Genomic DNA, 14,455 nt, shown 5'->3' on the forward strand with positions numbered 1-14,455 from the left:
AAAACCATACTAAGAAAAAGCCTGTATGCTATTTGGATCTGGAGGAGAATATGGAATCGAAAAAAAAGCTGGACTTAATTTCACTTGCATCAATCCCGCTGGTAATGACGCTGGGAAACTCAATGTTGATCCCTGTACTGCCCTCGATTGAAAAGAAACTGCATATATCTTCTTTTCAAGTCTCGATGATCATTACGGTATATTCTATAGTGGCTATCATCCTTATTCCTATCGCGGGCTACCTGTCCGATCGGCTGGGCAGAAAAAAAGTCATCATTCCAAGCTTGATCATAGCAGGCATCGGGGGGCTCGTAACAGGCTGGGCTTCTTGGAAAATGAATGATCCATATTACATTATCCTGGCCGGACGGCTGCTGCAGGGGATCGGTTCAGCAGGAGCAGCTCCGGTCGTACTCCCATTGGTGGGGGATATGTTTGATGATGAAAAGGATGTAAGCTCAGGGCTCGGCCTAATCGAAACGAGCAATACGTTTGGTAAAGTGATGAGCCCAATCGTGGGGGCTATATTGGCAACCTTCATCTGGCATCTTCCTTTTTGGTTTATCCCCATTTTCTGCTTGATTTCCATCGGCCTTGTTTTTTTTCTTGTGAAAACTCCAAAGAAAGAAGAACAGGCACCGCCGGCTTTCAAGAAATTTTTACGATCGTTTAAAAAAACGTTCAAGAACAACGCCAAATGGCTGATCGCTATATTTGCAATCGGGGGGATCATCATGTTTGTGCTGTTTGGCGTTTTATTTTATTTATCCACAACACTTGAAGAAGAATACAGCATAAACGGGATTAAAAAGGGTTTCGTATTAGCCATTCCGCTTCTTGCGTTATCTATTTCTTCATATATTGCTGGCAAGAAGATCGGCCAGAGCAAGTCTCTCATGAAATGGCTCACTTTCGGGGGAATCATGCTGCTTGCCTTTTCGATCTTGAGTGTTACGTTTACAGATGGACTCTTTTTCCTGCTTGCCATTCTTTTTGTCAGCGGAATAGGAATTGGATCAGCCTTGCCATGTCTGGACGCTTTAATCACAGAAGGTATAGAGAAAGAAGAGAGAGGGACCATCACATCATTGTATAGTTCAATGCGCTTCGTCGGCGTTGCTCTCGGACCTCCCATTTATGCGATCATTATGAAGTCCGATCATTCCATCGTATTTTATACATCCGCGGGTGTCAGTCTTTTTGCTGCACTGCTTGCTTTTTTTGCGATTAAGCCTGAAAAGGAAAAAGGTGAAAAAGGCGAGAAAGGCAAAAAAGAAGAAGGGCCGGCAAAACCGCTGAACCCTGCATTGCATTAAAAAGCTCACGGCAGATGCCGTGAGCTTTTTATTTTTCATCGCGATCAGTTCTAAGATCAGTTCTAAGGTTCGTTGGCGGCCACCAAGTGTAGCCGTCTTCGTTCAATAGTTCTTCCGCTTCAAGAGGACCCATTGTTCCTGAAGAATATTTGTAGAGAGGAACATTTCCATTCCTCCAGGCATTTGTAATTCCATCAATAAATTCCCAAGAAAGAGCCACTTCGTCCCAGCGCGTGAAGTACGTTGAATTTCCGAGCAAGCAATCGTGCATCAGTTTCTCGTATGCCTCAGGACTGTTCAATTCATTATGGCAGTTGTTGCAATAGCTCATGTTGATCGGCAGAAGGGCAGGGAAATCACCTTGAGGCTTCGCGTTCAGCGAGAGACTCAAGCCCTCATCCGGCTGAATATGAATTCTCAGTAGGTTTGGCTGATAATGGTCATCATGCTCGTGATAGAGCGCCATTGGTCCGTTCTTAAACTGAACCACGATTTCTGTTGCCTTTGTTGCCATACGTTTACCTGTACGAAGGTAGAACGGTACACCGGCCCAGCGGAAATTATCAATAAACACGCGAGCCGCAACAAATGTGTCCGTTTTTGAAGCAGGATCTACATTCTCTTCATCCACGTAAGCAGGAACGGTTTTTCCGTTCATTGTGCCTTCCTTATATTGTCCGCGGATCACGTTTTTAGCAACTTCGTCCTCATTGTAGAAACGCAGGGCACGAAGCACTTTAACTTTTTCATCGCGGATTAATTTGGGATCCAATCCGCCGGGAGGCTCCATAGCAACCATCATGGCCATCTGCAGCATATGGTTCTGCAGCATATCCAATATCGCACCGGATTTTTCATAATAGGATGCGCGGTCTTCAACACCAAGTGTTTCACTGGAGGTGATCTGAACAGAGGATATGTATTTGTTGTTCCATATCGATTCAAAGATTGCGTTCCCGAAGCGGATGACCTGAATGTTTTGGACCATTTCTTTACCAAGATAGTGGTCGATACGGTAGATGCTTTCTTCAGGAAAACTCTTCTGAAGCTGCTCATTCAGTTCAGTGGCTGATTGAAGATCGTGGCCAAAAGGTTTTTCGATGACCAGGCGCTGCCAGCCTTCCGTCTCAGTCAGCCCTTCTGATTTTAAGAAGGAAGGAATGGTACCGAAAAATTGCGGAGCCATCGCAAGATAGTACATTCGGTTTCCGCCAAGGCTGTATTTGCTGTCTAGTTCATCAGCAAGGCCTTTTAGATCTTGATAGCTTTTTTCGTTGGTTACATCCATTTGCAGGAAATAAAAATGGGAGATGAATTCATCCACTTTGTCATTTTGGATGTTTTTCTCTTTGGATATAGAAAGTTTCACATCTTCCTGAAATTTTTCATGTGAAAATTCTTTTCTTCCGACACCGATGACAGCAAACTTTTCGTTAAGCTTTTGCTTTTGGTACAATTGGAAGAGTGCAGGGTACAGTTTACGGTGAGCCAGATCTCCTGTAGCACCGAAAAGTACGATACAGGCTTCTGGAATATGGTTGTTCATAATATCAATCCTCACTTTGCTAATATTGCTTATGACATCAGTTTCCCCTATGTTTCATAAAAATAACGTTTATTATTTTATCGAAAGGAGTCGCCTCATGAAAAATATTGTAACACAAGAATGGCTGGAGTCTCATTTATCGCGCTCAGACCTGGTCATCTGTGACTGCAGGTTTAATCTATCGGACCCGGAGGCAGGCAGGAAACAGTACGATTCGGGACACATTCCAGGTTCAATTTATGTAAATCTAGAAAAAGACTTGTCAAGGAGTGTCACAGAGCATGGAGGACGCCATCCGCTTCCGTCAAAAAAAGAAATGTCGCAAGCGTTTGGACGTTTAGGAATTGATGAAAAGAAAACCGTTATTGCTTACGATGATCAGGGAGGCTCATATGCTGCAAGGTTATGGTGGATGCTGAAGCTTCTGGGCAGTGAGAAGGTTTTTGTCCTGCAGATTGGTTTTTCTGCCTGGGAAAGGAAAGGGTACCCAGTGACGTCTGAGAATACGGTTCTTCAGCCAACGGTTTTTACTCCTCAAGAAAGCAAATGGAGAACGGTCAGTATGGAAGAAGTCAGACTAGCATCGCTCAAAGATGGTAAGGGAGCCATCGTTGTTGATTCAAGAGACCCAGAACGGTATAAAGGTAAGCATGAGCCGATCGATAAGAAAGCGGGGCATATTCCAGGAGCGGTGAATATTCCGTGGCTAAAGAACGTGAGTGAAGGAAGTAAATGGCTTGACTCATCAGAGCTGAAGAGTGTTCATAAAGGTCTGAAAGAAAAACCTGAAGTGATCGTCTATTGCGGATCTGGAGTAACGGCGTGCGCCAATATACTCGGCATGGACGAAGCCGGCATCGAGAATGTAAGATTATATCCTGGAAGCTGGAGTGACTGGATATCTTATCCGGATAATAAAATTGAAAAACAATAAAATAATTTCACGTACCGTATTTTAAGTATGAATTGAAAGGAAATAAATATGGCAAACATCGACATGCATACCCATTCAACCGCATCAGACGGAGTAAACTCGCCTGCTCAGAACGTCAGACTTGCCGCAGAAAAAGGACTTGGCGGGCTTGCAGTTACCGATCATGACACGGTTTCAGGCGTCTCTGAAGCACTCGGCGAGGCTGCCAGCCATTCAAACTTTTTATGTATCCCAGGAATTGAAATCAGTACGCTCGACAACGGACACGATATTCATGTTCTTGGTTATTTCATTGACCATGAGAATGCTGAATTCCTTTCAAAGCTGGAGGAACTCCGTACTGTCAGAAATAAGAGAAATGAAAAGATTGTAAAAAACCTTCAGGAACTCGGAATCTCAATCACCATGGAAGAAGTAACAGCAAAAAGGAAATCATCCAGTGGCAATATTGGCCGTCCTCACATTGCTGAAGTACTGATGGAGAAAGGAATCATCAGCTCTTTGAGAGAAGCATTTGATAAGTATTTAGGCAAAGGGAAGCTGGCTTATGCCATCACTGAGAGAATTTCACCGGCTGAAGGCGTAAAAATTATTCTTGATGCCGGGGGTGTCCCTGTTCTGGCTCACCCGGGTTTATATGATCAGGACGAACTGATTCCGCAGTTGAAGGAGCATGGATTAGCAGGGCTCGAGGCTTACCATTCGGATCATTCGGCCGAGCAGGAAGTGCATTATCGAAACCTTGCCGAGCGCTATCAGTTAATTCCTACAGGAGGCAGTGATTATCATGGAGTTCGTAACGGAAAAGTTTTTCACGGAGACCTTGGTAATCGATATTCTGACTTAATAACAGTAGAAAAGTTAAAAAGCTTATCAATAAAATATCGTTAAACTGCCAATTGGCAGTTTTTTCTTTTCGCCTTTCATTTCAAATTTTTAAAGGAATAAACAAATGGCTATGGAATAAACAAGGTAGAAATGGGGGTAATAATCAGATGCAAACTGAAACGTTTTATAAACAAACAGAAATTAATAAAGAAGATGTAACAGCTGAGATATTTCTGGATTACTTTAATGAACGATTGAGAGTGGATGATTATCGGGGAAATATTTCTTCCTTGGCCGCTGAAGTCAACGAACTGGCTGTTCAGCATGATTTCTCAAAAGTGATCATTAAGGCTAAATCAGAACATGTCGGAGCTTTTCTAGCATTGGGCTTTTTGCCTGAAGCCGTATTCAGCCAGTATTTTAATGGAAGCGACGCTGTGGCGATGTGCCGATATTACACGAACGAAAGGAAGCGAAGTGACTATTGGGTAGAGGAAGATAAGATTATGGATCGAATTTTTGAACTTCCAGAGGGTAAATCCGGCGGACATTCTCTGCCAGAAAACTACCTTATCCGATTAGCTGACCAAAACGATACAGAAGGCCTATCCACTTTATATGGAAAGGTATTCCAAGTATATCCCACTCCAATGAATGATCCTTCCTATATTAAAAATACAATGGAGCAGGGGACCATTTATTATGTGATCGAACAGAATAAAGAAATTGTAAGTGCTGCCTCTGCGGATATTAATATGCAATATCACAATGCAGAACTTACAGACTGTGCTACATTGGCTGAACACCGAAAATTTGGTCTGATGAAGATCTTGATTGAGAAGCTTGAACTGGAACTGAAGAACCGTAAAATCTATTGTGCCTATTCCATCGCACGCTCTTTGTCGTTTGGAATGAATGCTGTCTTTTTTCAAAGAGGCTATAAATATCAAGGGAGATTCACAAAAAATTGCCTGATTTTTGATAAATACGAGGACATGAATCTCTGGATGAGAGATCTGTCAGCAAATTAGTGCCGAAATTTCGGCAATCCTGATGAAAATTGAGCAGCTTGTTCTTTTGATTCAGAGTGGAGGTGCCTATGTTTAAAGACTCGGTTGAAACCATTGAGATGCTAAAAGCCATATTAAAGACGATTGATGAAGGAATTCATGCAGTGGATGCCAGCGGAATGACCATTTTTTATAATGAAGTTGCCGCAAGGCTTGATGGTTTAAAAGTTCCTCAAGTGCTAAACCAGCACGTCCTATACTCTTTTCCTTCATTAAATCAGCAAACCAGTACATTGCTGAACGTTATTAAAACAGGAAAACCGATCATCAACCAGCATCAAACGTATACAAACGTAAACGGCAAGCGGGTCGATACGGTCAACACGACGCTGCCGCTCATCGTTGACGGGGAACTGATCGGTGCGATTGAAATATCAAAGGACCTTACAAAAATAAAACAATTGTCAGAGAAGCTTCTTGATATGCAGGCGCAGTTTCATAAAGACCGTTCCGTAACCATAAAAAATGGTCATTATGCATCTTATCACTTAGAGGACTTTATTTCAGCTGATCCCCAGATTGATCAGTTAAAGTCACTGTCGAAGAAAGTATCTGAAACTTCCTCACCCGTTCTTATTTTCGGGGAGACCGGAACCGGAAAAGAAGTTCTTATTCAAGGGATACATAATCATTCATTGAGAAAAAACAAACCATTTATTGCCCAGAACTGTGCTGCAATTCCATCACAGCTTTTGGAGAGTATTTTATTCGGTACAGTGAAGGGAAGCTTTACGGGTGCTGTCGACCGGCCGGGCCTTTTTGAACTAGCGGATGGTGGAACCCTGTTTCTAGATGAGATCAATTCTATGCCTCTTGATATCCAAGCAAAATTATTGAGGGTCCTTCAGGATGGGGTAGTCCGCAGAATCGGTGCTGTTCAGGGCAAATTAGTGAATGTAAGGATCATGGCTGCATTGAATGAACACCCTTCAGAATGTGTTAAATCAAATAAACTTAGGGAAGATTTATACTACAGGCTGAACGTGATTTTTTTTGAAATTCCTCCATTGCGGCATCGAATTTCAGATATTCATCTGCTTGCGGAGCACTTTATTTCTCAATATAATGTTCAATTCAAAAAACAAATTAAGGGGCTTTCAGAAGAAGCATTCCATCTTTTTCAGCAATATCCATGGCCAGGTAATGTCAGGGAGCTGAAACATGTGATCGAATATGCCATGAATATGGCGGATGATAATGAGGAAATAAAAGTTGCAGACTTGCCTCATCATCTCCTGGCCACTCCTTCTCTTGCAGGCTCTATTGAGCAAATACCCATTCCTCCTCTTAGGGAGGCTCTCGCTCATCGGGAACGCGAGCTGATATCCAAGGCTCTTTCTGCTTCGGATGGAAATATTCAGAAAGCTGCACAACTGCTCAAAATACCGAGACAGACACTGCAATATAAATTAAAAATCAATGCACACTGAACTGCCGGATTTTCGGCAGTTTTTTCTTTTTCCCAAACAAGTGGATAGGCGCATACATTATCATTATCAGAATAATAAGGGATCTAAGGCTTTTTTTCAGTATCATTCATTTTGGCACGGAACTTGCAAGTATAGATTAATGAGCCAAGTATACAAGGAGGTAACGCAATGCCTATCGTGAATGGATTGTACCAGCCAAAAAGACATTGGAAAGAAGTGGAGTTATGGAAGGACGTCACAGAAGAGCAGTGGAATGATTGGCTCTGGCAGCTGACACATACGGTAAGAAATCTTGAAGACTTAAAAAAAGTCGTAAACTTAACGCCTGAAGAAGAGGAAGGCGTTCGTATATCCACCATGACGATTCCTTTAAATATCACCCCGTATTATGCATGGCTGATGGACGAGGATGATCCGCGCTGTCCGATCCGGATGCAGTCCGTACCGATCGGAAAGGAAATCTTGAAAACAAAATATGATCTTGAAGATCCCCTGCATGAGGATGAAGATTCTCCAGTTCCTGGACTGACACACCGTTATCCTGACAGAGTGCTATTCCTGGTAACCAATCAATGCTCCATGTACTGCAGATATTGTACGAGAAGACGTTTCTCCGGACAGATCGGAATGGGTGTACCTAAAAAGCAGCTTGACGCAGCCATTGATTATATTGCAGCGACTCCGCAGGTGAGAGATTGCCTGATTTCTGGAGGAGACGGTTTATTAATCAATGACAACATTCTTGAATATATTCTAAAAAGGCTAAGAGAAATCCCCCATATGGAAATCATTCGGATCGGAACACGTGCTCCTGTCGTGTTTCCGCAGCGAATTACCGAAAATCTGTGCAACATCTTAAAGAAATATCATCCGGTTTGGCTCAACACGCATTTTAATACATCCATTGAAATTACAGAGGAATCCAAAAAGGCATGTGAAATGCTCGCAAATGCCGGTGTACCGGTCGGAAACCAGTCTGTTATCCTGGCTGGAATCAATGACAGCACGCATATTATGAAAAAGCTGATGCATGATCTCGTAAAGATCCGTGTACGCCCTTACTATATTTATCAATGTGACTTATCTGAAGGCATCGGACATTTCCGTGCACCTGTCTCAAAAGGGCTGGAGATCATAGAAGCATTACGTGGCCACACGTCCGGATATGCTGTTCCGACTTTTGTTGTGGATGCACCGGGTGGAGGAGGCAAAATTTCTCTTCAGCCAAATTATTTGATTTCACAGAGCCCTGATAAAGTAATTTTACGAAACTTTGAAGGAGTTATCACGTCTTATCCCGAACCTCAAAACTATAAAGCCGGATTGGCAGATGAGTACTTTAACCAGACCATGGGTATTACAGAGCAGCCGGCCGCAATAGGAATAACAGCACTTATGAAGGATGAGAAATTCAATATCGTTCCTGAAGGCTTAAACCGGTTTGACCGAAGAAAAACATACGAAACGAACCCTGAACATGCCACTCTGAAAGATAAACGGGAAAAACGGGACGAAATGAAAGAAAAGAAATTCAAACATGAACTGAAAAAAGAAACAGCCACTCAGGATGATGGCACAGTGAAAGAAGCATAGGAGGCCGCTCATGAAGGAATGCATGTGGTGCAATGATCATTCAGCCAAAGAAATTACCAAGACGGGATACTGGGAACTGCATGACGGTACCCGGGCACTTCAAATAAAAGAAATCCCGGCTCTTTATTGCGAGTCTTGCAGTATGGAATATCATGAAGATGAAATCGTGGAAGAAATTGAAGATCAGCTTTTATTGATTGATACAAAAAAGCTGAATCAGGTTTTGACGTTCAAAGAATTAATGGCTCAAGAACGTTTTTTAAAGAAAAATTACTTTAAATCCTATTAAATATGCATTCAATGAAAAGCAGCGGATTTCCGTTGCTTTTCCATCATGAATGGAAGGAGTGCCCATCATGGATAAAACAGGAATTATTAAACCGGTGCTGGATGCAAGCTATCCCATGATCAGTCACGGAGAGGGAATCTATTTATATGACGAAAACGGCAATCGGTATATCGATGGATCCTCAGGAGCCGTAACCGCAAACATCGGCCATGGTGTGGAAGAAATCGCGGATGTGATATATGAACAAGCAAAGCAGGTTGCCTTCGTTTACCGTTCGCACTTCACAAGTCTGCCGGCAGAAAAACTGGCAAAGAAGCTAGCAAGTATGACTCCTGGTGACTTGAACTGGACCTTTTTTGTCAACAGCGGATCGGAAGCCACGGAAACCGCATTAAAGGTAGCGATCCAGTACTTCCAGGAACAAGGAATTTACACGAAAACAAAAATACTTTCCCGATGGACCAGCTATCATGGCATAACACTGGGAGCTCTGTCGATGTCCGGCCATCATATGAGAAGAGAGCGATTCTCGGAGCTGCTTGAAGATTTCCCGGCTGTTCCCGCACCTTATTGCTACCAATGTCCTTTGCAAAATACATACCCCGGATGCAGATTACAATGTGCTGACGAATTGGAACGTGCAATTGAACAGATTGGGCCTGAAAACATCGCTGCGTTTATTTTTGAACCTATCATTGGCGCTGCAGGCGGCGCGATTGTACCTCCTCCGGGCTATTATGAAAAAGTGAAAGAGATCTGTGACAAGTATCATATTTTAACCATCGCCGATGAAGTGATGACGGGGATGGGCAGAACAGGAAAAATGTTTGCTATCGACCACTGGGGAATAGAGCCTGATATTATGACCCTCGGCAAAGGGCTCAGTGCAGGGTATACCCCAATGGCGGCAACCGTGGTGTCCGACCGCATTATTAATGTGATACGAAAAGGATCCAGAGTGGTCATGAGCGGGCACACCTTCAGTGCGAACCCTCTTTCTGCAGCGGCATGCTGTGCAGTCATGGAATATATGGAACAACAAAATCTTGTTCAGAATGCCGAGGAACAAGGAGAACGTTTATTAAATGGATTGAAAGAACTGGAGCAAAAATACTCTTTTGTCGGCAATGTTCGCGGTAAAGGTCTCTTATGCGGATTAGAACTTGTCAATGATGCACTGAACCACGCGCCATTTTCTGTCAGCGACCGTGTAGGGGAAAAGCTGATCTCCATTTGCTTCAACAATGGACTCATCATATATCCTGCTTTCGGAGGAGTTACCGGATACGAGGGAGATGCTGTGTTAATTTCTCCGCCATTAATTGTTACTTCTTTTCAAGTTTACGAGATATTAAGAATTTTGGATGAAAGCTTGCAAGAATTAATGAACCATCTTGTATCTTCAGGAATTGTGATTCATCGAGCAACGAGCTAGAAGAAAGGAGATTAAAACCATGCTGTCCAATACCAATGAAACAACATTAAAAACAAAGCTCATCACGATGGAAGAAGCAGCTGCTCTTTTTTATGATGGCATGTCGCTGATGGTAGGGGGGTTTGGAGGGGTGGGGGCTCCGCCATGCTTAATCAATGCCATTCTTGACCAAAACATCAAGGATATTTTTATGATCAGCAACGATACCGGCTTTCCTTGGATCGGACCGGGCAAACTGATCACTGAGAAGCGGATCAGCCGTCTTATCGCTTCCCACATCGGTTCCAATCCGGAAGCGGGTAAACAGATGCACGGCGGTGAACTGGCTGTGGAGTTTATTCCTCAGGGCACCCTGGCCGAGAAAATCAGGGCCGGCGGGATGGGCCTTGGGGGAATTTTAGTAGATGTAGGCCTTGGAACGGTCGTTGAATCCGGGAAGCAGAAAGTGGATATTAACTCAGCGACTTATATGGTAGAGCCTGCCCTTACAGCCGATGTTTCTATCGTTTATGCACAAAAAGCCGATACCTATGGAAATTTAGTCTACGATAAAAGCGCGCGAAATACGAATCCTCTCGTGGCTATGGCAGGCAACATAACGATTGCAGAAGTAGAAGAAATCGTACCCGCAGGTGAACTGGATCCGGAATGTATTATAACGCCTGGTGTCTTCGTGGATTATATCGTTCAGAGCAAGGGGGTGGATTGGGAATGGGTTTGGGAATTGAAACAAGGCACCGAATAGCACGCAGGGCAGCACTTGAAATTGATAGAGGAACGATCGTCAATTTAGGCATCGGCATACCTACGCTAGTTGCGGATTACATTCCGAATGACCACGGTGTCATGCTTCATACAGAGAATGGAATTCTAGGCATGGGCGGATCACCAGAAAAGGGGAAAGAAGACGGCAACCTCTCCAATGCCGGAGGTTATCCTGTCACCTTGATCTCAGGGGCATCCTATTTTGACAGTGCCACAGCTTTTGGCATCATAAGGCGCGGACTTCTGGACATTACCGTATTAGGAGCTCTGGAAGTCAGTGAAAGAGGGGACATCGCCAATTGGATTGTACCCGGAAAAAGAGTGCCGGGCATGGGGGGAGCCATAGACCTTGCACAAAAATCTAAAAAGGTCATCGTTCTTATGAATCACACGGATAAAGAAGGCAATCCAAAGATCGTAAAACAATGCAAATTGCCGCTTACGGTGCAAAAAGGCGCTCACATGATCATTACAGAAAAAGCCGTAATTGACGTGATGGATGGAAAGCTTGTACTAAGAGAAATTATGCATCCCTATACCGTTGATGATGTGGTGAAATCAACGGGTGCTTCTTTAGAAATTCTCGATCAGATCGGAACTTTTCAGTAAAAAACGGCAGGAGGGTGAACATGAAAAAGGAAATTCAAAAGTGGATGGACAGCAAAAAGCCAGAAGCCATCTCATTTTTGCAGAAGATGGTACGTTCGAACAGTGAACAGGGAAAAGAAAAAGAAGTCCAGATGCTAATCGCAGATAAGCTTCAGGATATAGGTCTGGAAGTAGATGTTTGGCATCCGGATGACGAAGCGTTTTTCCGGCATCCTTATTTTTGTGCGACGAGAACAGATTTCTCAAACAGCCCTAACGTGGCGGGGATTTTAAAAGGAAGCGGAGGAGGGCGGTCGATCGTTTTGAACGGGCATGTGGATGTCGTGCCTCCAGGTGATCTCAGCCAATGGGAAAACGATCCCTATAGCGGTGAAATTAAGGACGGAAAACTGTATGGCAGAGGTGCGACAGATATGAAGGGCGGAAATTTATGCCTGCTTCTAGCAATACAATGCTTAAAGGATCTGAACGTTCCGTTAAAAGGAGATGTCATTTTCCATAGTGTAATGGAAGAGGAGAGCGGAGGGGCAGGTACACTTGCCGCTATTCTTAGGGGATATACGGCAGATGCTGCTATCATTCCGGAACCGACGAATATGAAGATATTTCCAAGCCAGCAAGGATCCATGTGGTTCAGGATAAATGTGTACGGCAGATCCGCCCATGGAGGAACAAGATACGAAGGTGTCAGCGCGCTTGAAAAGGCGATGATTGTTGTTAAGGAGCTGCAGGACCTTGAGAAAGCAAGAAATGAAAGAATTACAGATCCTCTCTATCAAAATATTCCTATTCCTGTACCGATTAACTTAGGGAAAATATCAGGCGGTGAATGGCCATCATCTGTTCCCGATCATATCGTTATTGAAGGGAGAATAGGTGTGGCTCCATGTGAATCACTTGAGGATGTGAAAGGCGAGCTGGAAGATCGAATGGCGAGCCTCAACGATCAATGGCTTAAAGAACATCCTCCGGCTGTGGAATGGTTTGGAGCACAGTGGCTGCCTGGCAGCATTGATCAAGACCATGATCTCATGAAGCTTTTGTCCAATCGTTTTACTGAAATTTGTCAGTGTGAACCTGTTATTGAAGCATCACCATGGGGAACAGACGGAGGGTTGTTAACATCTGTCGGCCATACACCGAGCATTGTATTCGGGCCTGGAGTAACTTCAGTTGCCCATTATCCGGACGAACATATTGAGCTGGATAAAATTTTTCAGGCGGCTGAAATTATCACTTTAACGATTATGGATTGGTGCGGCGGGATTGAAACAGAAACAAAAGAAGATCTGCTCGTCAAAAAAGATACGTAAAACCTGCTGAGGCGGGTTTTTTTTCTTTAACTGTGGAATGAATGAGAAGTGAAATGATCGGTGATCGGAGGGAGCTTGCTCCAATGAATAGTAAGTGAGGTGATATGCTGTTTCGTGATTAAGGATGAACAATGGGGCGGGCAGGGAGCTGTAAGCATTTCATAAACAAAATTTAATCCAAGAGGAAGCAGAAAGGCCGGAACACGCAGAGGATACGACTGATTCAGCTCGTACGCAGCACCGTATGTAATGCCGAGTTCATAAAGGAGATAGGGTGTTCCTAATTTTGAAACAATAAATGTTCTGTAGGCCAAGTATTCGCTTTCATAATATTGAGAGACAATTTGAAACTCATCGTTTTGAATGCTGCATCTCGGTATTTTAAACAAATGGGATCCTGGACTTTTAGCGTGCAATCGCTTTATTCCTCCTTTGGTATTTACTCTACATTTTCATTTTCGCCGCGTTAGACTGATTTCCTTTTTCAGCCAAAAAAAAGATGAACAAGACTGTTCATCTTTTTAACGAGGGTTGTGCTGTGCTCTTTTAATAAATGAAGCTTCTTCCCCGATGACTCCGCAAGCAGCGCACTGCACAAGTCTTTCCGCTCCGTTGTAAGGAATATGGAAGGGATCCAAGTCTTCAGCATTTTCGTACTGATTGACAACCGAGCCTGTTGACGGATCTAATTTTACAGACTGCGGAACTTGCGCGATCAGATTAAACCTTGTACGATTGGTTTTACAGTTTGGGCATAAATAAGCATTTGACATTGTACATCAACCTCCTGTTCATAGGGTTACCATTGTCAGGAAAATTATGTTACTCATTTATTTTTGACGAATGGAAACAATAGTTATACTCTATATAACAGGAGCTGAAAAACATTGGGAAAACAGAAAAAAGGAAATGCCAATGCCCAGCGCAACAACAATGCGAAACAAATGGAACAGCGAAGCGATTCTGAATTTGCTGCTATGGAAGATGCCAGAAGCAGCGGCCATCGCCATGGCAAGAAAACGAAGTAAACTTATTTACAAAATTTAAATATGGCGTTATAATTACAGTCTGCGATGTTAGTAGCTCTTATTTTGTCTTAAACCGATATGAGTAATAAGGGAATCCTAAATGTCTGTTGAATACATCGTGCCTCTCCATTCGTTAGAGGAAGATGAAAATACAGCTGCGGATACCCACCTGTGAGAACGGGTTTTAAGACAGGATGAGTTACGGCAGAGCGGACATACATAAACAGCTTATTTTACAACTACGTAAAATAAGTTTTTTTTATAAGTTTTTATTTTCAAATAAAAACTTCATTTATTTT

General features: G+C 43.2%; 15 protein-coding genes and 1 other RNA gene. 13 read left to right on the top strand and 3 right to left on the bottom strand.

The features are described from left to right. Nucleotides 1-50 precede the first annotated feature (50 nt). Nucleotides 51-1,316, top strand: coding sequence for a bacillibactin exporter BcbE (gene bcbE / locus LCY76_RS11095; RefSeq protein ID WP_248252678.1), 1,266 nt, complete (start codon nt 51-53; stop codon nt 1,314-1,316). A 28-nt stretch (nt 1,317-1,344) separates the two neighbouring features. Here the strand turns inward: bcbE and zwf are convergent, their stop codons facing one another. Beyond that, the gene (gene zwf, locus LCY76_RS11100; RefSeq protein WP_419714990.1) at nt 1,345-2,865 is read right to left on the bottom strand and encodes a glucose-6-phosphate dehydrogenase; all 1,521 of its coding nucleotides are present in this window, start codon (nt 2,863-2,865) and stop codon (nt 1,345-1,347) included. A 94-nt stretch (nt 2,866-2,959) separates the two neighbouring features. Here zwf and LCY76_RS11105 point away from each other — a divergent pair, with 94 nt between their 5' ends. The 10 genes from LCY76_RS11105 (at nt 2,960) to LCY76_RS11150 (ending at nt 13,128) form a co-directional block, all read left to right on the top strand. After that, the gene (locus LCY76_RS11105; protein ID WP_248252680.1) at nt 2,960-3,796 is read left to right on the top strand and encodes a sulfurtransferase; all 837 of its coding nucleotides are present in this window, start codon (nt 2,960-2,962) and stop codon (nt 3,794-3,796) included. A 48-nt stretch (nt 3,797-3,844) separates the two neighbouring features. Continuing rightward, a complete protein-coding gene (locus LCY76_RS11110; protein WP_248252681.1) occupies nt 3,845-4,687 on the top strand; it encodes a PHP domain-containing protein in 843 nt (280 codons plus the stop codon). 104 nt (nt 4,688-4,791) lie between these two features. Next, nucleotides 4,792-5,655 (top strand): putative beta-lysine N-acetyltransferase, encoded by an 864-nt coding sequence (ablB, locus tag LCY76_RS11115; protein WP_248252682.1) that lies wholly within the window; start codon nt 4,792-4,794, stop codon nt 5,653-5,655. 68 nt (nt 5,656-5,723) lie between these two features. Further along, nucleotides 5,724-7,124, top strand: coding sequence for a sigma-54 interaction domain-containing protein (locus LCY76_RS11120; protein ID WP_248252683.1), 1,401 nt, complete (start codon nt 5,724-5,726; stop codon nt 7,122-7,124). Between the two features lie 168 nt (nt 7,125-7,292). Next, a complete protein-coding gene (kamA, locus tag LCY76_RS11125) occupies nt 7,293-8,717 on the top strand; it encodes a lysine 2,3-aminomutase (RefSeq protein WP_272885596.1) in 1,425 nt (474 codons plus the stop codon). A 10-nt stretch (nt 8,718-8,727) separates the two neighbouring features. Next, nucleotides 8,728-9,006, top strand: coding sequence for a YokU family protein (locus LCY76_RS11130; RefSeq protein ID WP_248252684.1), 279 nt, complete (start codon nt 8,728-8,730; stop codon nt 9,004-9,006). A gap of 67 nt (nt 9,007-9,073) precedes the next feature. Beyond that, entirely contained in the window at nt 9,074-10,441 is a 1,368-nt protein-coding gene (locus tag LCY76_RS11135; RefSeq protein WP_248252685.1) for an aspartate aminotransferase family protein, read from the top strand. A gap of 19 nt (nt 10,442-10,460) precedes the next feature. Beyond that, on the top strand, nt 10,461-11,186 hold the full coding sequence (locus tag LCY76_RS11140) for a CoA transferase subunit A (RefSeq protein ID WP_248252686.1): 726 nt from the start codon (nt 10,461-10,463) through the stop codon (nt 11,184-11,186). After that, nucleotides 11,153-11,815 (top strand): 3-oxoacid CoA-transferase subunit B, encoded by a 663-nt coding sequence (locus LCY76_RS11145; protein WP_053354349.1) that lies wholly within the window; start codon nt 11,153-11,155, stop codon nt 11,813-11,815. Before LCY76_RS11140 ends, LCY76_RS11145 begins: the two co-directional genes overlap by 34 nt. A 20-nt stretch (nt 11,816-11,835) precedes the next feature. Further along, nucleotides 11,836-13,128, top strand: coding sequence for a peptidase (locus LCY76_RS11150; RefSeq protein WP_248252687.1), 1,293 nt, complete (start codon nt 11,836-11,838; stop codon nt 13,126-13,128). A 26-nt stretch (nt 13,129-13,154) separates the two neighbouring features. Here the strand turns inward: LCY76_RS11150 and LCY76_RS11155 are convergent, their stop codons facing one another. After that, complete coding sequence (locus LCY76_RS11155; protein WP_248252688.1) at nt 13,155-13,544, bottom strand: hypothetical protein; 390 nt, start codon at nt 13,542-13,544, stop codon at nt 13,155-13,157. 105 nt (nt 13,545-13,649) lie between these two features. After that, nucleotides 13,650-13,901: a DNA alkylation repair protein gene (locus LCY76_RS11160; RefSeq protein WP_248252689.1), complete on the bottom strand. Its 252-nt coding sequence runs from the start codon at nt 13,899-13,901 to the stop codon at nt 13,650-13,652. A 114-nt stretch (nt 13,902-14,015) separates the two neighbouring features. Here LCY76_RS11160 and LCY76_RS11165 point away from each other — a divergent pair, with 114 nt between their 5' ends. Both LCY76_RS11165 and ssrS read left to right on the top strand, forming a co-directional pair. Further along, nucleotides 14,016-14,156, top strand: coding sequence for a hypothetical protein (locus tag LCY76_RS11165; protein WP_248252690.1), 141 nt, complete (start codon nt 14,016-14,018; stop codon nt 14,154-14,156). A gap of 34 nt (nt 14,157-14,190) precedes the next feature. Beyond that, nucleotides 14,191-14,376: non-coding RNA, 6S RNA (ssrS, locus tag LCY76_RS11170), on the top strand. Nucleotides 14,377-14,455: the final 79 nt, after the last annotated feature.

Source organism: Fictibacillus marinisediminis (assembly GCF_023149135.1).
GTDB lineage: Bacteria > Bacillota > Bacilli > Bacillales > Fictibacillaceae > Fictibacillus_C > Fictibacillus_C marinisediminis.